This window comes from Microbacterium sp. bgisy203, assembly GCF_965345155.1.
Classification (GTDB): Bacteria; Actinomycetota; Actinomycetes; order Actinomycetales; family Microbacteriaceae; genus Microbacterium.
Window position 1 is genome coordinate 194,769 of record NZ_CBDRLZ010000004.1, and the last position, 21,238, is coordinate 216,006.

Annotated in this window: 14 protein-coding genes; all 14 read left to right on the top strand. The window is 70.0% G+C overall.

Translation table 11 applies throughout. The features are described from left to right. Positions 1 to 4 precede the first annotated feature (4 nt). Complete coding sequence (locus ACRVYW_RS08710; RefSeq protein WP_431803684.1) at positions 5 to 247, top strand: YbdD/YjiX family protein; 243 nt, start codon at positions 5 to 7, stop codon at positions 245 to 247. A gap of 84 nt (positions 248 to 331) precedes the next feature. Beyond that, entirely contained in the window at positions 332 to 1,033 is a 702-nt protein-coding gene (locus ACRVYW_RS08715) for a hypothetical protein (protein WP_431803686.1), read from the top strand. Then, positions 1,030 to 1,671 carry a polymorphic toxin type 15 domain-containing protein gene (locus ACRVYW_RS08720; RefSeq protein WP_431803688.1) on the top strand — a complete coding sequence of 214 codons (642 nt, stop codon included), beginning with the start codon at positions 1,030 to 1,032 and terminating at the stop codon, positions 1,669 to 1,671. Before ACRVYW_RS08715 ends, ACRVYW_RS08720 begins: the two co-directional genes overlap by 4 nt. A 10-nt stretch (positions 1,672 to 1,681) precedes the next feature. Continuing rightward, the gene (locus ACRVYW_RS08725) at positions 1,682 to 2,242 is read left to right on the top strand and encodes a T6SS immunity protein Tdi1 domain-containing protein (protein WP_431803690.1); all 561 of its coding nucleotides are present in this window, start codon (positions 1,682 to 1,684) and stop codon (positions 2,240 to 2,242) included. Between the two features lie 24 nt (positions 2,243 to 2,266). Next, positions 2,267 to 2,644, top strand: coding sequence for a hypothetical protein (locus ACRVYW_RS08730; RefSeq protein ID WP_431803692.1), 378 nt, complete (start codon positions 2,267 to 2,269; stop codon positions 2,642 to 2,644). Between the two features lie 139 nt (positions 2,645 to 2,783). Beyond that, a complete protein-coding gene (locus ACRVYW_RS08735; protein ID WP_431803694.1) occupies positions 2,784 to 3,995 on the top strand; it encodes a glycoside hydrolase family 3 N-terminal domain-containing protein in 1,212 nt (403 codons plus the stop codon). 156 nt (positions 3,996 to 4,151) lie between these two features. Further along, on the top strand, positions 4,152 to 6,824 hold the full coding sequence (locus ACRVYW_RS08740) for a DEAD/DEAH box helicase (RefSeq protein WP_431803696.1): 2,673 nt from the start codon (positions 4,152 to 4,154) through the stop codon (positions 6,822 to 6,824). 42 nt (positions 6,825 to 6,866) lie between these two features. Beyond that, the gene (locus tag ACRVYW_RS08745; RefSeq protein WP_431803698.1) at positions 6,867 to 7,403 is read left to right on the top strand and encodes a DUF1697 domain-containing protein; all 537 of its coding nucleotides are present in this window, start codon (positions 6,867 to 6,869) and stop codon (positions 7,401 to 7,403) included. A gap of 34 nt (positions 7,404 to 7,437) precedes the next feature. Next, positions 7,438 to 9,525, top strand: a complete 2,088-nt coding sequence (recQ, locus tag ACRVYW_RS08750) for a DNA helicase RecQ (RefSeq protein ID WP_431803700.1) — start codon at positions 7,438 to 7,440, stop codon at positions 9,523 to 9,525. Between the two features lie 220 nt (positions 9,526 to 9,745). Then, positions 9,746 to 11,863, top strand: a complete 2,118-nt coding sequence (locus tag ACRVYW_RS08755; protein ID WP_431803702.1) for an acyl-CoA dehydrogenase — start codon at positions 9,746 to 9,748, stop codon at positions 11,861 to 11,863. A gap of 436 nt (positions 11,864 to 12,299) precedes the next feature. Continuing rightward, entirely contained in the window at positions 12,300 to 13,412 is a 1,113-nt protein-coding gene (locus ACRVYW_RS08760) for an epimerase (RefSeq protein ID WP_431803704.1), read from the top strand. After that, positions 13,409 to 13,987 carry a DNA-3-methyladenine glycosylase I gene (locus ACRVYW_RS08765; protein WP_431803706.1) on the top strand — a complete coding sequence of 193 codons (579 nt, stop codon included), beginning with the start codon at positions 13,409 to 13,411 and terminating at the stop codon, positions 13,985 to 13,987. The genes ACRVYW_RS08760 and ACRVYW_RS08765 overlap by 4 nt, the downstream gene beginning before the upstream one ends. Positions 13,988 to 14,147: 160 nt before the next feature. Beyond that, entirely contained in the window at positions 14,148 to 20,222 is a 6,075-nt protein-coding gene (locus ACRVYW_RS08770) for an Ig-like domain-containing protein (RefSeq protein WP_431803708.1), read from the top strand. A 34-nt stretch (positions 20,223 to 20,256) separates the two neighbouring features. Continuing rightward, entirely contained in the window at positions 20,257 to 21,228 is a 972-nt protein-coding gene (locus tag ACRVYW_RS08775; protein ID WP_431803709.1) for an AAA family ATPase, read from the top strand. Positions 21,229 to 21,238: the final 10 nt, after the last annotated feature.

The following is a 21,238-nucleotide window of genomic DNA, read 5'->3' on the forward strand; positions in this document are numbered from 1 at the left end:
CGATATGACGGAGATGACGTTGAGGGATGCCGCGGCCACCGCGCTCGCGCAGGTGTGGCGCGCCGGTGGGAGGGCGGTGCGCGGCATCCACTGGTACATGACGTCGCTGATGGGCGACACCGCGTACGCGACGTACGTCGCCCATCAGCGGCGGCACCATCCCGGGGAGACCCCGGTCTCGGAGCGCCAGTTCTGGCGTGACCGCATGGACGATCAGGACCGCAACCCCGGCGCGCGATGCTGCTGATCGCGGCGGCGAGGCGGTGCGCAAGCCTCGACGGATCGTCGTCGCGGCACTTAGGCTCGTGCGGGAGGAGGTAGGCGCATGGGCATGATGCTCCCCAACGAACTCGTCTGGGTGATGGAGAAGCTCGGTTTCGAATGGCCCGACGTGGACGAGGATGAGGTCCGCAAGGGCGCCACGCTGGTGCGGAACCTGGGGTCGGACCTCGGAGATGTGATCCAGGCGATCGACCGACAGATGAACGGTGATGTCGCCGCGGCCATGCGCGGGCAGGCCGGCCCGGCCACGCTCGGCGCGTGGAACGCGAACCGGTCGCAGAACCTGCAGCAGCTCGTCGACCTCATGCCCCCGGCCGCGGGCGCGATGGATGTCGCGGCCGAAGCCATCACGGCGCTCAAGGTGAAGGTCATCGTCGACGTCACCTCGACGCTCGTGACGCTCGTGGCGATGCTCACGAACCCCGTCACCGCGCTGGGGGCGGGCCCGATGCTCCTGATCAAGAAGAAGCTGCTCAATGCGGCGGTCGACATCGTCGTCGAGCAGCTCATCGGGCAGGTCGCGCCACTGGCGATCGAACCGCTTGCGGAGCGACTGCCCGCGATCGTCGACGCCATCCTCGATGCGCCGCTGGTGGAGGCGAACGTCGGCGACTCCGACGAGTTCTACGCCGATCTCCAGGCGCTCGAAGACGCCCGCTCGAAGATGAAGCTGCACGGTGCGGACATTCAGACGGTGACCTCGACGTTCTTCACCGAGTTCTCCGCGCTCGATTTCGGGGGTGACGGATGAGCGCGCTCAAGCCGATTATCAGGGAGCTCCGCGAGGCCGCATTGAAGGCCGGCATCCATGCGAAAGACAAGCTCCCGCGGCTCGCCGACAATCTCGACGGACACTTCGACACCGTCATCCGCCGGGTGAGGGATCGCGATCAGTACGATCCCTCGGTCGACGTCAACCTCAAGCAGTTCAAACGGAACCCGAAGCACAACTCTGACGAATACAAGCGGCAGTATGACGAGCAGATGGACACGCTGCAGAACACGCCCGTTTCGGAGTGGTTGAAGAACCGCATCGAGTTCCTCGAACATGGTCGAACGGCGGGCTCCCTGCGTGAGCAGGCGGTCCAGCGTGACATCGCGCTCGACAACAAGTACGCCGAGCTTCGTGAGGGAGGCATGTCCGCTTCTGACGCCAGGCAAGCCGCCCGCACTTGGCTGCAGTCGCAGGCTGCCACTCATCGACTGGACGGTATCGCGGGCGGTAACCAAACCGACATCTCTGGGGTGGGTGACACACGCATCAACTCCTCGCTCGGGTCTCAGTGGCGATCGCGAGTAGGGGATATCGACCGCGCCGTGATCGACTTCATCAACGCGAACCCGGGCGCAGACTTTAGTAAGGTCTACCTCAACGTCGCCTTCCGGTAGGTTGAGGGTTATGGTGGAGATTCTGGACTTTGTTCCGCATGCGCCGGTGCCGGCGGAGATCATCGAAGAGTATCGGGGGCGTGTGCCGGCGGAGCTGGTGGAGGTGTGGGAGACCTACGGCTACGGGACGTTCGCGGAGGGGTTTCTCCGAATCATCGACCCGAAGCTGTACGAGGCCGAGGTCGGTGATTGCATCGGGAAGACGCAGGGTGATGGGGTTTCGATCCCGATCATGACGACCGGGTTGGGCGATCTGATCTGCTGGGAACCGAGCCTGAATGGTGTTGTCGGCATCTTCTATCGTTACGGCTCCGCGCGTGGGTTGGGGTCGATGCGGTCCTTCTTCACACTGATTCGGCTGGACGGCGTCGAGCGGCTATCTGACGCATTCAAGTGGGACATGTTCCCGAAGGCGGTGGAGGCGCACGGCCCGCTCGCATTCGACGAGTCGTTCGTCTACGTTCCCCTTCTGTCGCTGGGTGGTGCGGAGAAGGTGGAGAATCTCCACAAGCGGGATACGATCGCGTCGATCCAGGTTGCGGTCGATCTGCAGGGTCTGATCGAGCACTGAAGCGGCTCGTGCGACGGGGGACTGATGAGTGATGCCATCGTCGACGTGATCCGTGCCTTGATCGAGAACATGGACGGCGCCGCGGACGATTGGCAGTCGTTCGCGATGGTCCTGGATTTCGGCGACGCCGGGTTCTACAGCACGCATGGCTACTCTTACTCTCCCGGCGGAGAGACGTCGGCCGTGGCATCCCGGGTATCGGCGGTTCTGCCGGCTGTGGAGGCGTATCTTGCGGAGAAGTATGGTCCGGGCGAGGAGTTGCCGCGTTCGATTCTGGTGCAGTTCGATCGGGACAAGGGTGCGTACGAGGTGACGTTCGAGGACAAGGACGCGCGCCGGTGGAAGGTGACGCCGGCGAATATCGACACGATGGCGGAGACGATCCGCCCCTCGTTCGGGTAGCGCGGGACCGGTCGTGCAGGATCTGCAGGGAGTCGTCGGCCATTGACCCGACCGGCGGAGCGTCACGTTCCGAAGGTGTCAGCTCGGCGGTGAGGAGGAGGTCTTTCCCCGACCGGACCGACGCACGAGGATGAACGGTATGGGCCCGCTCCGTGGACTGGTTGCCGTGACCGTCCTTGCGCTCGTCACGGTCGTGGCGGGGTGCGTCCCGTCGGTCGCGCCGTCTCCGACCGCCGAGCCCAGCCGTTCGAGCGTCGCCCCCGCTCCGACGCCTTCGCCCATCGCGGACGTCGACCCCACCGCGGCGCTCAGCCTCGAGCAGAAAGTCGGCCAACTCTTCATGGTCGGCACCGACGTGCAGTCGGCCTCACCCGCGACGATCACCGCGATCACCGACCGCCATGCGGGGAGCATCTTCCTGCACGGACGGACCACGGCGGGCGCGGATGCCGTCGCCGCGCTCGTCGGGCAGTTCACCGCGCTCGCTCCGGCATCCACCGCTCGGGGTAACGCTCCCGACGGATCGGGCCCGACCGGAGGGGTGCGGCTGTGGGTTGCGACCGACCAGGAGGGCGGCGAGGTCCAAGTCCTCCGCGGTCCGGGATTCAGTGACATGCCGTACGCGATCCGGCAGGCGGACCTCCCCGCCGACCAGCTGCAGGCGCAGGCGACGCAGTGGGGTGCGGAGCTCGCCGCAGCCGGCGTCGACATGAACCTCGCGCCGGTCGCCGATATCGTCACGAGCCACGACGCCCGCTTCTCCAACCCGCCGATCGGCGCGCTCGGGCGCCAGTACGGCTACGACGCGCCGACCGTCGAGGCAGGGGCCGGGGCGTTCGCTGCCGGCATGCGGGCCTCCGGCATCCTGCCCGTGTTCAAGCACTTCCCGGGGCTCGGACACGTCACGGCGAACACCGACACGACGGCGAACGTGCACGACGCGACGGTCGCCGCCGACGGACCCGACGTCGGCGTCTACCGTCCACTGACCGCGGCAGGGGCGTCGGCGGTCATGGTGTCGACGGCGATCTACGACAACATCGATGCCTCCGCGCCGGCCGTGTTCTCGCCGCGGGTGGTCTCGCTCGTCCGATCGGACGTGGGCTTCGACGGGGTGATCATGAGCGACGACCTCTCGGCGGCGGCCGCCGCTCAGGCGTGGGCGCCCGGAGATCGGGCCGTGCTCGCCGTCACGGCGGGGGTCGACCTGGTGCTGGTCTCGGCCGACCCGACCGTGTACGCCGCGATGTACGACGCCGTGCTCGCCAAGGCGCAGAACGACCCCGCCTTCGCGGCGCGCGTCGACGAGGCCGCCGCGCGCGTGGTCACGGCGAAGCTCGCGCGGCCCTGACCCGCCCCGCCGTCTCTGGTCGCGAGTCACCGCGCGATTCGCGAATCACCGCTGGATGCACGCGAATCGAGCGGTGATTCGCAAAAGCGCCGGTGACTCGCGAGCCACGCGAGCGCGCCGAGATGCCCTCGCCCTCACGTGCGGCAGACTCGAGGGGTGAGCGACGCGACCCGACTTCTCGAGCTCGTGCCGCCCGGCGCGACGGCGGATGCCGCATACGACGGATTCGTCACGTGGGCCGACGGACGGGGCCTCACCCTCTACCCCGCGCAGGACGAAGCCGTCATGGAGCTCGTCTCCGGCGCGCACGTCATCCTCTCGACACCGACCGGCACCGGCAAGTCCCTCGTCGCGATCGCCGCCCACGCGGCGTGCCTCTCCCGCGGCGGGCGCTCGTACTACACGGCGCCGATCAAGGCACTCGTCAGCGAGAAGTTCTTCGCTCTCGTCGAGATCTTCGGGGCCGAGAACGTCGGCATGGTCACGGGCGACTCGTCGGTGAACCCCGATGCGCCGATCGTGTGCTGCACGGCGGAGATTCTCGCCAACATCGCGCTGCGGCAGGGGGCGGATGCCGCGGTGGACCAGGTCGTCATGGACGAGTTCCACTACTACGGCGACCCCGAGCGGGGCTGGGCCTGGCAGGTTCCGTTGCTGCTCCTGCCGCGGGCGCAGTTCCTGCTCATGTCGGCGACGCTCGGCGACGTCACCGCGATCGCGGAAGACCTCGAGCAGCGCACCGGTCGATCCGTCGCCCTGATCACCGGCGTCGAGCGCCCCGTGCCGCTCCACTTCTCCTACGAGCGCCGCCCCGTGCACGAGGTGCTCACGATGCTCGTCGACGAGCGCGAGGTGCCGGTCTACATCGTCCACTTCTCGCAGGCGGCGGCGCTCGAGCGGGCGCAGGCCCTGGCATCCATGAATCTCACGACCCGCGCGCAGCGCGACGAGATCGCGGAGGCGATCGGCGGGTTCCGCTTCACGACCGGGTTCGGGCAGACGCTCTCGCGCCTCGTCCGGTCGGGGATCGGCGTCCACCACGCGGGCATGCTGCCGCGGTACCGGCGCCTCGTCGAGACGCTCGCGCAGCGCGGGCTCCTCCGCGTCATCTGCGGCACCGACACGCTCGGCGTCGGGATCAACGTGCCGATCCGGACGGTCGTCATCACTGCCCTTTCCAAGTACGACGGCACGAAGATGCGTCAGCTCTCCGCGCGCGAATTCCACCAGGTCGCCGGGCGCGCGGGGCGGGCGGGCTACGACCCGTACGGCAACGTCGTCGTGATGGCGCCGGAGTGGGAGATCGAGAACGCGGTCGCACTCGCGAAGGCCGGAGACGACCCCGCCAAGCGCAAGAAGATCGTCCGCAAGAAGGCGCCGACGGGCGTCGTGAACTGGGGCGAGGGCTCGTACGAGCGCCTCATCGCGGCGCCGCCCGAACCCCTCGTGCCGCAGATGCAGCTCACCGCCGCGATGCTCATCAACGTCATCGGTCGCGGCGGCGACGTCTTCGAGAACGTCCGCTCCCTCGTCTTCGACAACCACGAGCCCCGCGGGCGGCGCTACGCACTCGCGCGCCGGGCGATCGCGATCTTCCGGACCCTCGTCGATGCCGGGATCGTCGAGGTCGTGCGCGAGGGGTCGCGACACGCCGACGCCGAGGGTGAGGACGCGGCGCGTCGCGACCCCTCGCGGATTCGGCTGACCGTCGATCTGCAGCCGAACTTCGCGCTCAACCAGCCGCTCTCGCCGTTCGCGCTCGCGGCGATCGAGCTGCTCTCTCCGGACGACGACGTTCATCACTCCGGAGTTTCGGCACCGGGGGCAGCGGAAACAGGGCTCGAGCCGGTTTCGATGCCGGATTTCCGGAGTTATGAACACCGCGGCGCCGGCAATGGAACCGGCACCGGCCACTACGCGCTCGACGTCGTCAGCGTCATCGAGGCGACCCTCGACGACCCGCGGGCGATCCTCTCCCAGCAGGAGTACAAGGCGCGCGGCGAGGCGGTCGCCGCGATGAAGCGCGACGGCATCGAGTACGACGAGCGCATGGCGCTGCTCGAGGAGGTCACCTATCCGAAGCCGCTGGCGGAGCTGCTCGACCAGTCGTACGAGGTGTTCGCGTCGAGCCAGCCGTGGGTGCGCGACTTCGCGCTGAGCCCGAAGTCGGTCGTCCGCGACATGTTCGAGCGCGCGATGTCGTTCGCCGAGTACGTCTCCTTCTACCAGTTGCAGCGCAGCGAAGGGCTCGTGCTCCGCTACCTCTCCGACGCGTATCGCGCGATCCGACAGACGGTGCCTGCCGAGGCCCGCACCGACGAGCTGATGGACATCATCGAGTGGCTCGGCGAGCTCGTGCGCCAGGTGGACTCAAGCCTCGTCGACGAGTGGTCATCCCTCGTGGATGCCGCAGCGCGCCTCCCCGAGGACGATGCGCCCGTCGTCCCGCCGGCGCCGCCGTCGATCCTGACGAACCGGCGCGCGTTCACGGTGCTCGTGCGCAACGAGCTCTTCCGCCGCGTGCAGCTCGCGGCCCTGCAAGACGACGATGCCCTCGTCGCCCTCGACCCGGACGTCGACTGGCCGGCGGCGCTCGACGCCTACTACGACGAGCACGACGAGATCCTCACCGGTGGGCCGGCGCGCTCGCCGCGGCTCGTCGAGATCGATGAGGCGGATGCCGCGGCATCCGGCCTCTGGCGCGTCGAGCAGACGATCGACGACCCCGCGGGCGACCACGACTGGCGCGTGCGGGCGGAGGTCGACCTCGCCGCCTCGGTCGAGGCCGGCGCGGCGATCGTGCGGGTGACCGAGGTGCTGCGTCTCTGACGAGCCGCGGTCGGTGTCGGCGTCTCGTGCGACACTGCACCGGTGACGACCTATCTCGCTTTCCTCCGTGCCGTCAACCTCGGCGCGACGCGCGTGTTCCCGAAGGGCGACATCGTCCGCGCGGCGACGGATGCCGGGTTCGAGAACGTCCGGACACACCTGAACACCAGCAACGTGCGCCTCGACTCGCGCATGCGCTCGCGGGCCCGCATCGAGACGACGCTGGAAGACGCCTTCGCGCGCGACCGCGGGTTCGAGGTGCCGACGATCGTCTTCTCGACGACGGAGTTCCGGGCGCTGGCCGAGGACGCCGCCGCGCTGAGCGCCGAGAACCCCGGGCTCGCGCGCCACTACATCTACCTCATGAAGGAGGAGCTGGATGCCGACACCGCGCGCCGGGTGGAGGCGACGACGACCGACGCGGGGCGCATGGTGGTGCGCGGCCGCGCCGTGCACGCCCTCCTCCTGCCGGGATACCAGGACGGCCGGGTCGACCCGCTGAATGCCGCGAAGCTGCTCGGGGTCGCGACCAACCGGAACCTCGCGGTCATCCAGGGGCTCGCGGAGCGCTGGTGCTGACGCGTGTGTCCGAGGCCCCGGTTAGCCTGGTGTGGTGAGCGGAGCAGACGGGCGAGACGTGGAGTACGACGACCCGTACGGTGACGTCCCCTGGGATGTCGACGCGCTCGTGCCTCCCGACGACGGCGAGGCGCCACCGCCCGAGTTCGACGGGTACGCGGGCGCCCTCGCCCGCTCTGTGCACTCGGGGCCCGTGGGCGCGCATCCGACACCGTCGCGCCCGACGAACGCCTCGGCGGCGCAGGCCGTGTCGGCCGCGCAGGCCGTCCCGGCATCCGTGCTCACCCTCGAGCGCCGCGACCATGCCGGAGCCGACCCGCGGGCCGTGCTGAAAGAGGTCTTCGGGTACGACGACTTCCGCGGAGACCAGGCGGCGATCGTCGATCAGGTCGTCGGCGGGGGCGACGCGGTCGTCCTCATGCCGACCGGCGGCGGCAAGTCGATCACCTACCAGGTGCCCGCGCTCGTCCGGCCCGGCACCGGTCTCGTCGTGAGCCCGCTCATCGCGCTCATGCACGATCAGGTCGACGCCCTCATCGCCAACGGCGTGCGCGCCGCGTACCTCAACTCCACGCAGAGCCCCGCCGAGCGCGCGGGCGTCGAGCAGGCCTACCTCGCCGGCGAGCTCGACCTCCTCTACGTCGCGCCCGAACGCCTGAGCGGAGCCGCGACGACCGCGCTCCTCCAGCGCGGCACGCTGAGCGTCATCGCGATCGACGAGGCCCATTGCGTCAGCCAGTGGGGGCACGACTTCCGCCCCGACTACCTCGCCCTCGGCGACCTCGGCGAGCGGTTCCCGGGTGTTCCGCGCATGGCGCTCACCGCCACCGCGACCCGCGCGACGCACCGCGAGATCACCGAGCGGCTGCACCTGGACGCAGCCCAGCACTTCGTCGCGAGCTTCGACCGCCCGAACATCCAGTACCGCATCGTGCCGAAAGTCGACCCGCGCCGTCAGCTGCTGCAGTTCGTCCGCTCGCAGCCCGAGGGGTCGGCGGGCATCGTCTACGCCCTCAGTCGGAAGTCGGTCGAGCAGACCGCGGAGTTCCTGCGCACGCAGGGCGTCGACGCGCTGCCGTACCACGCAGGTCTGGATGCCGGACTCCGCGCACACCACCAGGGCCGGTTCCTCCGTGAAGACGGCGTCGTCATGGTCGCGACGATCGCGTTCGGCATGGGCATCGACAAGCCCGACGTCCGCTTCGTCGCGCACATCGACCTGCCCAAGTCGGTCGAGGGGTACTACCAGGAGACGGGCCGTGCGGGCCGCGACGGTGAGCCCGCGGTCGCGTGGATGGCGTACGGTCTCGGCGACGTCGTGCAGCAGCGCCGCCTCATCGACCAGTCGCCGGGGGAGCGCGCCTACAAGCAGCGCCTCGGGCAGCACCTCGACGCGATGCTCGCCCTGTGCGAGACCGTCGAATGCCGCCGCCAGAACCTGCTGGCGTACTTCGGGCAGGCATCCGGCCGCTGCGGCAACTGCGACACCTGCCTCGAACCCGCCGATACGTGGGACGGACTCGTTCCCGCCCAGAAGCTCCTGTCGACGGTCGTCCGCCTGAAGCGCGAGCGCAACCAGGCGTTCGGCGCGGGGCACCTCATCGACATCCTGCGAGGCGCCTCGACCGAGCGCATCCGGCAGCAGGGGCACGACACCCTGTCGACCTACGGCCTCGGCGCCGACCTGAGCGACCAGGAATGGCGGAGCGTCGTGCGTCAGCTGCTCGCGCGCGGCATCATCGTCGCCCAGGGCGAATACGGCGTGCTCGCCGTCGGCGACGAGGGCGCGGCAGTGCTCCGCGGCGAGGCGGCGGTCCCGCTTCGACGCGACGTGCTCGGGCGATCGGGCGGCGGCTCGGGGTCGCGGGTGCGCAAGGCCGCGGCATCCGACACCGTCGCCGACGGCGACCGCGACCTGCTCGAAGCGCTCCGTACGTGGCGCGTCGGCGCGGCGAAGGAGCAGGGCGTCCCCGCGTACATCGTCTTCGGTGACGCGACGCTGCGCGCGCTCGCCGAGCGGCGCCCGCGAACGCTCGACGACCTCGACGGCGTCACGGGCATCGGTGCCAAGAAGCGTGAGGCCTACGGAGAGGCGGTGCTCGCGGTCGTCGCGGCGAACTGAGCGGTCTCATCGTCCGGCGCTGCACGGGGCTGCCGGCATCCACCCTTGTTGCTCTGTCGATGAGACTGAGTGTCATGCATGCTGGGTGTGAGTGTCATACAACGCGTCGCGATCATCGCCCGCCGCGGTTTGTCGCACTCCCGCAACCGTCTTGCGGTCGCGTTGTGGCCCTCCTACCGTGATCCTGATCTCCTCTGCCCACTCACAGAGAGGCCCGCCGATGACCGACGCCGCCGTCCGCCAGAACATCCACCCCAAGAAGCCCGCCACCAGCAAGCGGACGCCGTCGGGAGGCGCGCCCACCGCGGCGCACACCGCCGCCGAGGCGCACGAGCCCCGGATCGACGTCGCCGCGGTCACCGATCTGCTGCTCGGCACCTGGGGTGAGACGCGCCGCGAGGCTCGCGAGATGATCAAGGACCCCGCGTTCTGGCGCATCGACGGCCAGCCCGTCGCCGAGCACCGCGAGCGCGTCCTCGGCCAGCTGCGCCTGCTCGTCGACAACAACGGGTCGCGTCGGGCGTTCCCGAAGAAGTACGGCGGGCTCGAGAACAACGGCGCGAACCTCGCCGGGTTCATGGAGCTCGTCCTCGCAGACCCGAGCCTGCAGATCAAGTCGGGTGTGCAGTGGGGCCTCTTCGGCTCCGCCATCTACCAGCTCGGCACCGAGAAGCACCACGATGCCTGGCTGAGCGACGTCATCGAGCTCCGCCTGCCGGGCGCCTTCGCCATGACCGAGATCGGCCACGGCTCCGACGTGGCGTCCATCGGCACCACCGCGACGTACGACCCCGAGACGGAAGAGTTCGTCATCAACACCCCGTTCCGCGGCGCGTGGAAGGACTACCTCGGCAACGCGGCGCTCCACGGTCGCGCGGCGACGGTGTTCGCGCAGCTCATCACCGGGGGCGTCAACTACGGCGTGCACTGCTTCTTCGTGCCGATCCGCGACGACGAGGGCAACATGCTCCCCGGCGTCCAGAGTGAGGACGACGGCGTCAAGGGCGGCCTCAACGGCATCGACAACGGACGCCTCGCCTTCGATCACGTGCGCATCCCGCGCTTCAACCTGCTGAACCGGTACGGCGACGTCGCCGCCGACGGCAGCTACACCTCCGACATCCCGAGTCCCGGCCGCCGCTTCTTCACGATGCTCGGCGCGCTCGTGCAGGGCCGCGTCTCGCTCGACGGTGCCGCGACCACCGGCACCGCGCTCGCCCTCCACATCGCGATCACCTACGCGAACCAGCGCCGCCAGTTCGACTCCGGTTCGGGCAGCGACGAGGTCGTCCTCCTCGACTACGGCAAGCACCAGCGGCGCCTCCTGCCGCGCCTGGCCGAGAATTACGCGCAGTTCTTCTCCAACGACGAGCTGCTGCGCAAGTTCGACGGCGTCTTCTCGGGACGCACCGACACCCCCGAGGAGCGCGAAGACCTCGAGACTCTCGCGGCGGCCCTCAAGCCTCTCTCCACCTGGAACTCGCTCAGCACGATCCAGGAGGCGCGCGAAGCGTGCGGCGGCTCGGGCTTCATCGCCGAGAACCGTCTCGTCGGTCTCCACCAGGACCTCGACGTCTACGTCACCTTCGAGGGTGACAACACGATCCTCCTGCAGCTCGTCGGCAAGCGACTGCTCGCCGACTACGCCAAGCAGTTCAAGGGGGCGGATGCCGCGAAGCTCGCCTCCTTCGCCGCCAAGCAGACGGCAGGCAAGATCTTCCACGGGGCGGGGCTGCGGCAGTTCGGCCAGTCGGTCGCCGACTTCGGCTCCACCGCTCGCTCGGTCGAGCTGGGCCTGCGCGCCGAGCAGCAGCACGAGCTGCTCGCGGGGCGCGTCGAGCAGATGATCGCCGACATCGCCGGGCGCCTGCGCCCCGCCGCGAAGGCGTCGAAGGCGGAGGCTGCGGCGATCTTCAACGCCAACCAGGCTGAGCTCATCGAAGCCGCCCGCGCGCACGGCGAACTGTTGCAGTGGGAGGCCTTCAGCGACGGCGTGAACCGCATCACCGATGAGGGCACCAAGCAGGTGCTCACGTGGCTGCGCGACCTGTTCGGCATGCACCTCATCGAGAAGCATCTGGCGTGGTACCTCATCAACGGTCGCCTCTCCGCGCAGCGGGCGGCATCCGTTTCGAAGTACATCGACCGGCTCATCCTGCGTCTGCGTCCGCACGCGCAGGATCTGGTGGATGCCTACGGCTTCGAGCCCGAGCACGTCCGCGCGCCCATCGCCTCCGGCGCCGAGCAGGCCCGGCAGGACGAGGCCCGTGCGTACTACGCCGCGCTCGCCGCGTCGGGCGACGCGCCCGTCTCGGAGAAGACCCTCAAGAAGAAGTAACGCGCCGCGCCGCGGCGCCTTCGCTGATCGAGTGCCGCGCCGCAGCCGCGGTGTATCGAGATCACCGCGCCCCCGAAGATCACGGAACGGTAACGATCACCCCGGCAGGTGTACGGAATCGGCGATTCCGGACACTACCCAGGTGAAGGCCTCGCGAGGCCGCGCCTGCCTCACGGCTTCGAGCGGGCGCCGCCGGCGCCTTCTCAGGGGCCGCGCACCGTGATTCGGGTTCACGGATTGCGCGGCCCCTTCGCCGTTCCCGGGTTCGCGTGTTCGGTTCGCAGGAGTTCTTGAGCGGGCGCTGGCTCGCGACCCCGGGATTCCGGGGATCACGCCGGCGTGGATGCCGAATCTCCTGCGAACCGAACACCGCACCCCGCCCTCGCGCTAATCTGAACATGTTCAGAAATACCGGAGGGTTGCTAGGAGGGCTGCTATGGAGCCGATTCGAGGTACCACTCCGCGTCGCGTCGTCATCGCCGGCGCATCGGGATTCGTCGGCAGCGCTCTCGTCGCGGCGTACCGGGCCGACGGCGCCGACGTCCGGACGATCGGGCGAGCCCATCACAGAACCCCCGCCGCCCCCATCCCCGACGCCACGTGGGACGACCCCGCTTCGATCGGCCGGTTGGTCGACGGCGCAGACCTCGTGATCAACCTCGCCGGGAAGTCGGTCAACTGCCGCTACACCGACCGCAACCGCGACGAGATCCTGCGTTCGCGCGTCGCGACGACGCGCGCCCTTCGGGAGGCGATCGCCGCGGCATCCCGCCCGCCGCGCGTCTGGATGAACGCGTCGACCGCCACGATCTATCGGCACGCGACCGACCACCCGCAGTCCGACCACCCCCAGACCGACCACCCGCAGTCCGACCACCCCCAGACCGACCGAACCGGGGCCGCGACGCCCGGCGAACTCGGCACCGGCTTCTCGGTCGACGTCGCGCGCAGCTGGGAGCGTGAGCTCTTCGCCGGCGACCTGCCCGGCACGCGGCGGGTCGCGCTCCGCATGGCGATCGTCCTCGGTGACGGCCCGGCGACCGGCATGCTGCTGCGGCTCGCGCGCCTGGGCCTCGGCGGGCCGCAGTACGACGGGTGGTGGCCACAGCACCGGCGCTATCGCGGCATCGGCGACCACCCGACCGGCGATGGCCGCGCGCCGCGCCATCGCACGCGTGGCCGGCAGCGGTTCAGCTGGATCCACCTCGATGACGTCGTCGGCGCGGTTCGCTTCCTCGACATGCACGACGAGATCGCCGGACCGGTCAACGTGGCGAGTCCGCGGCCCTCCGACAACCGCACGCTCATGGGCATCCTCCGCCGCGCGGTCGGCGCCCCGATCGGCCTTCCGGCGTTCCGGTGGATGCTCGAGCCTGCCATGTGGGCGCTGCGCACCGAGCCCGAGCTCGTCCTGAAGAGCCGGTGGGTCACGCCCGAGCGCCTGACCGACGCGGGCTTCGAGTTCGCGTGCCCCGATCTCGCGCAGGCGGTCGAGGCGATCGTCGCCGAGCGGCCGGTGTCGGAGCAGGCGGCTAGCCTGACCAGGTGACTGACCTCCGCACCGGACCCGACGGCCTCGCGCGCTGCGGATGGGTCGGCGACGACCCGGAGTACCGCCGCTATCACGACGAAGAGTGGGGCCGGCCCCTGCACGGCGACCGGGCTCTGTTCGAGAAGATGTCGCTCGAGGGATTCCAGGCAGGCCTCAGCTGGATCACGATCCTTCGCAAGCGCCCTCGCTTCCGCGAGGTGTTCGCGGGGTTCGAGCCCGAGGCGGTCGCGGCGTTCGGCGGCGACGACATCGAGCGGCTGATGGGGGATGCCGGCATCATCCGCAACCGCGCGAAGATCCTCGCGACGATCGGCAACGCCCAGCTCGTGACCGCGATGGATGCCGGTGAGCTCGACGCTCTGATGTGGTCGTTCGCCCCGCCCGCGCGCCCCGAGGCGCAGCGACCGGTCGCCTTCGCCGACGTGCCCGCGACAACTCCGGCATCCGACGCCCTGTCGAAGGAGCTGCGCCGGCGCGGGTTCCGCTTCGTCGGGTCGACCACGATGTATGCGCTCATGCAGTCGGCGGGGATGGTCGACGATCACCTCGTCGGCTGTCACCGCGCCGGGTGAAGAACGGCGTCACGAGGTCACGCAACGCGCAGATCGCCGCCGCGGCGTCAGGTAGCCTGTCTGGGTTGCGCGTTCCGGATCGCACGGGTGGATTCAGACGGACAGCCGCATGGAGTGGATGCGGTGCGCGACGCGAGCACTGAGGGGAGCCGAGCCGACGATGACCTCCTTCGCGTGGCTTCGCGCGCGCCCGAAGACCCTCGCTTCGGCGGGTGTCGTCACGGCGGCCGCCCTTGCTCTCGGCTTCTTCGCCGTCACCTATGACGGCAAGCCCACGACCGAAGTCGATCTCCACGACGGCGGCGTGTGGGTCTCGAAGCAGTCGAGCCTGCTCGTCGGTCATTTCAACCACTCCTCGCGCGTCCTCGACGGGGGGCTCCGCGCCGTCTCGAGCGACTACGACATCCTGCAGAGCGGGTCGCGGGTCATGATCGTCGACCCGGTTGCGGCATCCGTCGCCGCCGTCGACCCCGCGCGCGTGATCCTCTCCGAGACGGCCGACGTCGCTCCCGGTTCCGCCGTCGCGCTCGGGGCCGACAGGGTCGCCGTCCTCGAACCCTCCGGCGCGCTCTGGTCGGCGCCCTTCAGCGGGGTCGCCTCCCTCGGCGCCGAGGGGACCGAACCCGTCGCCGATCTCGGCAAGAACGCCGCGCTCGCCGTCGGCGCCGACGGCGTCGTCTGGGCAGCCGCGGCGAAGAGCGGCACGCTGCGCAGCTACGCGCCCGGCGACGATGCGGAGATGACCGAGACCTCCTCGCGCGAGCTGGAGGGCGTCGCGAAGGACCACGATCTCTCGGTCACGGCCGTGGGCGCCACCGCCTACGTGCTCGACGCGGACACCCGGACGATTCTCGGCAGCGACGGGTCGACGGCCGAGGTCGGTCCGGATGCCGTGCTGCAGCAGCCCTCGCCCGACACCGACACCGTGACGGTCGCGACCCCCACCGAGCTCCTCCGCCTGCCGCGCGGCGGTGGCGACCCCGTCACGATCTCGGCCGAGGGCGGCGAGGGCACGCCCGCCGAGCCCGTGTTCGTCGCGGGCTGCGCGTACGGTGCGTGGTCGGGAACGGGTCGGTTCGTCCGCGACTGCCCCGGCACCGCCGACGACCTTGTCCAGGAGGTGCCGGGCATCGACCCGACGGCCGTCCTGCAGTTTCGGGTCAATCGCGACGTCGTCGTGCTCAACGACGTCTTCGGCGGTGCCGCGTGGCTCGCCTCGGAATCGCTCCAGCGCGTCGACAACTGGCAGGACATCACACCGCCCGAGGGCGAGGGCGAAGAGGAGGAGGAGACCACCGAAGAGACGGTGCAGACGACCCTCCCCGAGCGCACCGAGCAGAACACGCCGCCGATCGCGGTCGACGACGAGTACGGCATCCGCCCGGGCCGCACGACGGTCCTTCCGATACTCGACAACGACACGGATGCCGACGGCGACGTCCTCGTCGCGGCGGTGTCGAAGGACCCCGCCTTCGGGCGGGTCGAGCCGATCCACAACGGCGCGGCACTCCAGATCACGACCGAGGAGGGCGCTTCGGGCTCCACGACGTTCGACTACGTCGTGGAGGACGGCCGGGGCGGCGAGGCCACGGCATCCGTCTCGCTCACCGTGCACGACTTCGACGTCAACTCCCCGCCGGTGCAGAAGCGGAAGACGCCGATCACCGTCGAGACGGGCGGCACTGCGTCCTACAACGTGCTGCCCGACTGGATCGACCCGGACGGCGACGACATCTTCCTGCTGAACGTCACGCCCGACGGCGGCGACGAGGCGGATTACACCTCCGACGGGCAGATCACCTATCGCGCGATCGGCGGGGTGCAGGGTCGCAAGGACGTGCCGATCACGGTGTCCGACGGCACCGACGACGGCGCGGGAGTCGCCCGGTACGACATCGTGCCCCTCGGGACGACGGTGCCGCTGACGAATGCCGACCACGTCGTCACCCGCGTCGGTCGCTCGGTGACGGTCGCGCCGCTCACGAACGACACCAGTTCGGGAAGCGAGCAGCTGCGCCTCACCCGCGTCGACGAGGTCCCGGGAACCACGATCAGCCCCGACTACACCGACAAGACCTTCTCCTTCACCGCCGACGTCGCGGACACCTACTACGTCCCGTACCTCGTGTCGGCCGGCCCCAACTCGGTGCCCGGCATCGTCCGCGTGGACGTCCTTCCCGAGGCCGCCGAGGACCTTCCCCCCGTCGCGGTGCGTGACGTCGCGCTCCTGCCGAGCGGCGATGACGTCCTCGTCAACGTGCTCTCCAACGACACGGATCCCGGCGGCGGCATCCTCGTCGTCCAGTCGGTCACGGTCGATCCCGGCAGCGGCATCGCGGCATCCGTCCTCGGACACGAGACGGTGCGCATCACCGACCTCGGCCAGCTCAGTGCGCAGTCGCGCGTCGGGTACACGATCTCGAACGGGACGCAGTCGGCGTCGGGCGAGATCGTCGTCATCCCCGTGCCGGCCCCCGCCCGCCAGCGACCGCCCGTCGCCGAGGACGACCGTGCGGTCGTCCGCGTCGGAGACGTCGTGACGATCCCGGTGCTGGAGAACGACTACCACCCGAACGGCGACACGCTCACGCTCTCGTCCGACCTCGTCGAACCGTACATCGACCCCGCCGATGGCGAGGCATTCGTCTCCGAGGACGTCGTCCGGTTCCGCGCGGGCGACGAGCCGGGAACCGTCTACGCCACGTACGAGGTGCAGGATTCGACCGGACAGCGGGATGCCGGGTACGTCACGATCCAGATCCTCCCGCGTGACGACGAGGCCAACGCCGCCCCGCGCCCGCGCGATCTCACCTCGCGCACGCTCAGCGGTGCAAGCGTCGAGATCCCGGTGCCGCTCGACGGGATCGACGAGGACGGCGACTCGGTCGAGCTCGTCGGCGTCGACCAGGCCCCCAAGAAGGGTCGGATCACGAAGGTGAACGCCGACGGCTTCACCTACCAGGCCTTCGAGGACTCGACCGGCACCGATGCGTTCGCCTACCGCGTCCGCGATCGCCTCGGGAGGGAGGGCACCGCGACGGTCCAGGTGGGCATCGCTCCCGCGGCGACCGTCAACCAGGCGCCGTACGCCGTGCGCGACTCTGTCGTCATGCGCCCCGGTCGGCAGGTGGCCCTGCCCGTGCTCGCCAACGACTCCGATCCCGACGGCGACGAGTACGGCTTCGCTCCGGATGCCGTGGACGTGCCCGACGTGCCCGGACTCGCCGCCGAGGCGGCGGGGGAGTACCTGCTGATCACGGCACCCGACGAGGAGATGAACACGTCGGTGCAGTACACGATCAGCGACGCACGCGGCCTGCAGGCCACGACGAGCGTGCAGATCACCGTCGACGACGAGGTGCCGCTGCTCGCGCCCGTCGCGCGCGACGATCGGGTGCGACCCGAGGACGTCGAGGACGACGGAACGGCGCGCACCGCGGTGCTCGACAACGACGACGACCCGGATGGGACGCGCGGAGAGCTGACGGTGACACTCGGCACGGGGGCCGGGACCGCGCGGGTCGCGGCAGACGGCGCCGTGCGCGTCACGGTCGGTGACGCTCCGCAGCTCATCACCTACACGATCACCGACCGCGACGACCAGAGCGCGTCCGCGTTCCTGCGCGTGCCGAGTCTCGCCGAGCTCCCGCCGACGCTCATCTCGACGAAGGCCCTCGAGGTGAAGAGCGGGGAGACGGTCGAGTTGCCGCTGTCGCAGTACGTGCGCGCCGCCGGTGGGAAGGACGTCGTCATCACCGAGGCCGCGAAGGTGTTCGCTGCGCACTCCGACGGGGCGAGCCTCATCAAGGACCAGAAGACGCTCGTCTACACCTCCGCGGAGCGCTACTTCGGCGCCGATGCGCTGACCTTCGAGGTCACCGATGGCACGGGTCCCGACGACGCCACGGGCCGCAAGGCGACCCTCACGATCCCGATCACCGTGCTGCCGCCCGACAACCAGCCCCCGACCCTCGTCGGCGCGTCGATGACGGTCGCCCCGGGCGAGGACGCCGCGACGCTCGATCTCGCGGGCCTCGCGACCGATCCCGACCCGGGGACGACGATCGAGTTCGGCACACGCGGGCGCGCACCCGAGGGCATGTCGGTCTCGGTCGACGGCACGCAGCTGAAGGTCTCCGCCGAGGCCAAGACGCCCAAGGGCACGGTCGCGACGATCATCGTGACCGCGACCGATGGAGAGTCCGACCCGGTCGAGGCCGAGGTGACGGTGACGGTCAGCGCCTCCACGCGCCCGCTCGCCACCGCGAACGACGACATCATCCCCGAGGCCGACCAGGGCAAGACCGTCAGCGTTCCGGTGCTCGACAACGACGTCAACCCGTTCCCCGACACGCCCCTGAAGATCCTCGACGCCGGGCGCGAGTCGGGGGCCGGAGAGGTCCGCGTCGTCGGCGACCGGGTCGAAGTGACGACCCCCGGCGACTTCGTCGGCACGGTCGTCGCCCGCTACCGCGTGCTCGACAAGACCGAAGACGCCGACCGTGTCGTCGAGGGCCGCGTGCGCATCACCGTGCAGGGCCGGCCCGACGCCCCGGGCAAGCCCACCGTGTCGTCGGTGCAGAGCCGCACGGTCGTGCTCTCGTGGACGCCGCCGATCGACAACGGCAAGCCGATCACGACATACACGGTGACGGATGCCGCACGCGGGTACACGAAGTCGTGCGCCGCGACCACGTGCACGCTCGACGCTCTGACCAACAACGTCGAGTACAACTTCACCGTCACCGCGACGAACGCGGTCGGTGTCTCGGAGCCCTCCGCTCCGTCGGAGACGGCGCGCCCCGACGTCCGTCCGGAGACCCCCGCCCCGCCGACCCTCGACTTCGACGATCGCGCGCTCGAGGTCGCGTGGACCGTTCCGCGCACCGAGGGGTCGCCGGTCGAGAGCTACACGCTCGAGATCTCTCCCGCCCCGCCGTCCGGTATCGCGCAGAAGACGGGTGTCAGCGGAACCACGCTGCGCTGGGAGGGCCTCCAGAACGGTACGTCGTATCAAGTGCGCGTCCGCGCCCACAACCGTGCCCCCGAGCCGAGCGAGTTCAGCCCGTGGTCGTCCTCGATGGTGCCCGCAGCTCCCCCCGCGCAGCCCGCCGCCCCCACCACGAAGCGCATCGACTCCGTCGGTTCGCAGGCGCAGCTCCAGGTCGACTGGAAGGCGCCGGCCGACAACGGCGACGCGATCGCGCAGTACGAGCTGCAGGTGCGCCAGGGGATGACCGTCGTGCGCACCGTCACGCCCGCGGCGGGGCAGACGAGCCAGGCGATCAGCCTGCCGACATCCGGGGCGGACTACACGTTCGCTCTGCGCGCCACCAACAAGGCGGGCTGGGGCCAGTGGAGCGAGCCGTCGGCACCACGCCGCGCGTTCACCCCGCCCGGGGCGCCGACCGGAGTCTCCGCGACCGAGGGGAACAACACGGTCGACGTCGCCTGGAAGGCCGGGCCGCTCAACGGTGCGAACGCCGGCGAGGTGAAGTACCAGTTCTCCGTCGAGGGCGGCAGCTGGCGCGGCGACTGGGCGTCGGGCGGGACCGACGGCTCGGGGCGGATCGGAAGCGGCGTGAGCAACAACGGCACGTACTCGATCCGCGTCCGCGCCGTCTCGACGGCCGACGGGTCGACGTACGAGGGAGCCGCATCGGCGGCATCCAACAAGGTCTCGCCGTACGGGCCGATCGGCAACCCCTCTGCGAAGGTGAACGCGAGCGGACGCAGTGTCACCTACACGTGGGGTTCGCCCGCCCGGAACGGCCGCGACATCACCACCCAGATCCGCATCGACGGCGGAGGCTGGGAGACGGTGGGCGCGAGCGGCTCGCGCTCGGGAACACGCGGATACAGCTTCACCGCGACCCTCGAGGTGCGCACGACCGCCGCGGGGCAGACGACGACGGCCTCCGATTCGGCGAAGACCGAGGCCGAGCCGCCGCCGCCCGAACCGCGGGCATGGGTGTCGAAGGGTGGAAGCGCGGCAGGCCAGCCCGGTTGCTCCTCCGCCTCCTGTGCGTACTTCAAGGTGACGACGCAGGACTTCCCTGCGGGCGAGTACACCTACAAGTGCATGGTCGACGGTGGTCAGTTCAACAGCTGGGAGGGCCCCGTGTACTTCCCCGCGAACGGCTCGACGCGGCTTGAGTGCTACCTCGGCGGATCCGGGCAGCCCGTCTGGGTCGTCCTCAACGGCAAGAAATACGAGACGCGGCCATGGGGATGACCCCGCACACCTCGCGACGGCAAGGAGAGAACGAATGAGCATGACCCCGGAACAGGCGGCGTGGTTCCGCGAGACCTTCACGCGCCTCGTCGACAACGTCGATCTCGCACTCCTCGGCAAGCGCGAGGTCGTCGGGCTCGTGCTGGCGGCGATGCTGGCCGAGGGCCATGTGCTGCTCGAAGACGCCCCGGGCACGGGAAAGACGAGCCTCGCCAAGGCGCTCGCGGCGAGCGTGCAGGGCACCTCGACCCGCATCCAGTTCACGCCCGATCTGCTGCCCTCGGACGTCACCGGCGTCACGATCTACGACCAGCAGAACCACCGCTTCGAGTTCCACCGCGGCCCGGTGTTCGCCTCGATCGTCCTCGCCGACGAGATCAACCGCGCCTCGCCGAAGACCCAGTCGGCGCTTCTCGAGGTCATGGAGGAGTCGCGTGTCACGGTCGACGGCACAGCCCACGAGGTGGGGCGCCCGTTCCTCGTCATCGCGACGCAGAACCCCATCGAGCAGTCGGGCACCTACAAACTGCCCGAGGCGCAGCTCGACCGCTTCATGCTGAAGATCTCGATCGGCTACCCGACGCTCGCCGTCACCGAGCGGATCCTCGTCGGCGCCGTCGACCGCAACCCGTCGGCGAACCTCGAACCCGTCATCACGACCCACGCGGTCGCCGACATGGCCGACCTCGCCGCGTCCGTCCACGTCGACCCCGCCGTCGCCCGCTATGCGGCGCAGATCGTGGAGGCCACGCGCGCGTCGGACGACACGCGCCTGGGCGTCTCGGTGCGCGGTGCGATCTCGATGATCCGCGTCGCGAAGGTGTACGCCGCGGCGCAAGGGCGCCATTTCGTCATCCCCGACGACATCAAGACGCTCGCCGTGCCGGTCTGGGCGCACCGCCTCGTGCTCGATCCCGAGGCGGAGTTCGCGGGCACCACCGCCGAGACCGTCGTGCAGCGCGCGCTGGCCGCCGTCGAGGCGCCGCTCGCGCGGGCCGCCAGCTGATCGGCGCCCG

Bases quoted from the DNA above. Each gene is read 5' to 3' on its own strand.
- ACRVYW_RS08710 (WP_431803684.1), top strand. From the start codon at position 5: ATGACGGAGATGACGTTGAGGGATGCCGCGGCCACCGCGCTCGCGCAG.
- ACRVYW_RS08715 (WP_431803686.1), top strand. From the start codon at position 332: ATGATGCTCCCCAACGAACTCGTCTGGGTGATGGAGAAGCTCGGTTTC.
- ACRVYW_RS08720 (WP_431803688.1), top strand. From the start codon at position 1,030: ATGAGCGCGCTCAAGCCGATTATCAGGGAGCTCCGCGAGGCCGCATTG.
- ACRVYW_RS08725 (WP_431803690.1), top strand. From the start codon at position 1,682: ATGGTGGAGATTCTGGACTTTGTTCCGCATGCGCCGGTGCCGGCGGAG.
- ACRVYW_RS08730 (WP_431803692.1), top strand. From the start codon at position 2,267: ATGAGTGATGCCATCGTCGACGTGATCCGTGCCTTGATCGAGAACATG.
- ACRVYW_RS08735 (WP_431803694.1), top strand. From the start codon at position 2,784: ATGGGCCCGCTCCGTGGACTGGTTGCCGTGACCGTCCTTGCGCTCGTC.
- ACRVYW_RS08755 (WP_431803702.1), top strand. From the start codon at position 9,746: ATGACCGACGCCGCCGTCCGCCAGAACATCCACCCCAAGAAGCCCGCC.
- ACRVYW_RS08760 (WP_431803704.1), top strand. From the start codon at position 12,300: ATGGAGCCGATTCGAGGTACCACTCCGCGTCGCGTCGTCATCGCCGGC.
- ACRVYW_RS08770 (WP_431803708.1), top strand. From the start codon at position 14,148: ATGACCTCCTTCGCGTGGCTTCGCGCGCGCCCGAAGACCCTCGCTTCG.
- ACRVYW_RS08775 (WP_431803709.1), top strand. From the start codon at position 20,257: ATGAGCATGACCCCGGAACAGGCGGCGTGGTTCCGCGAGACCTTCACG.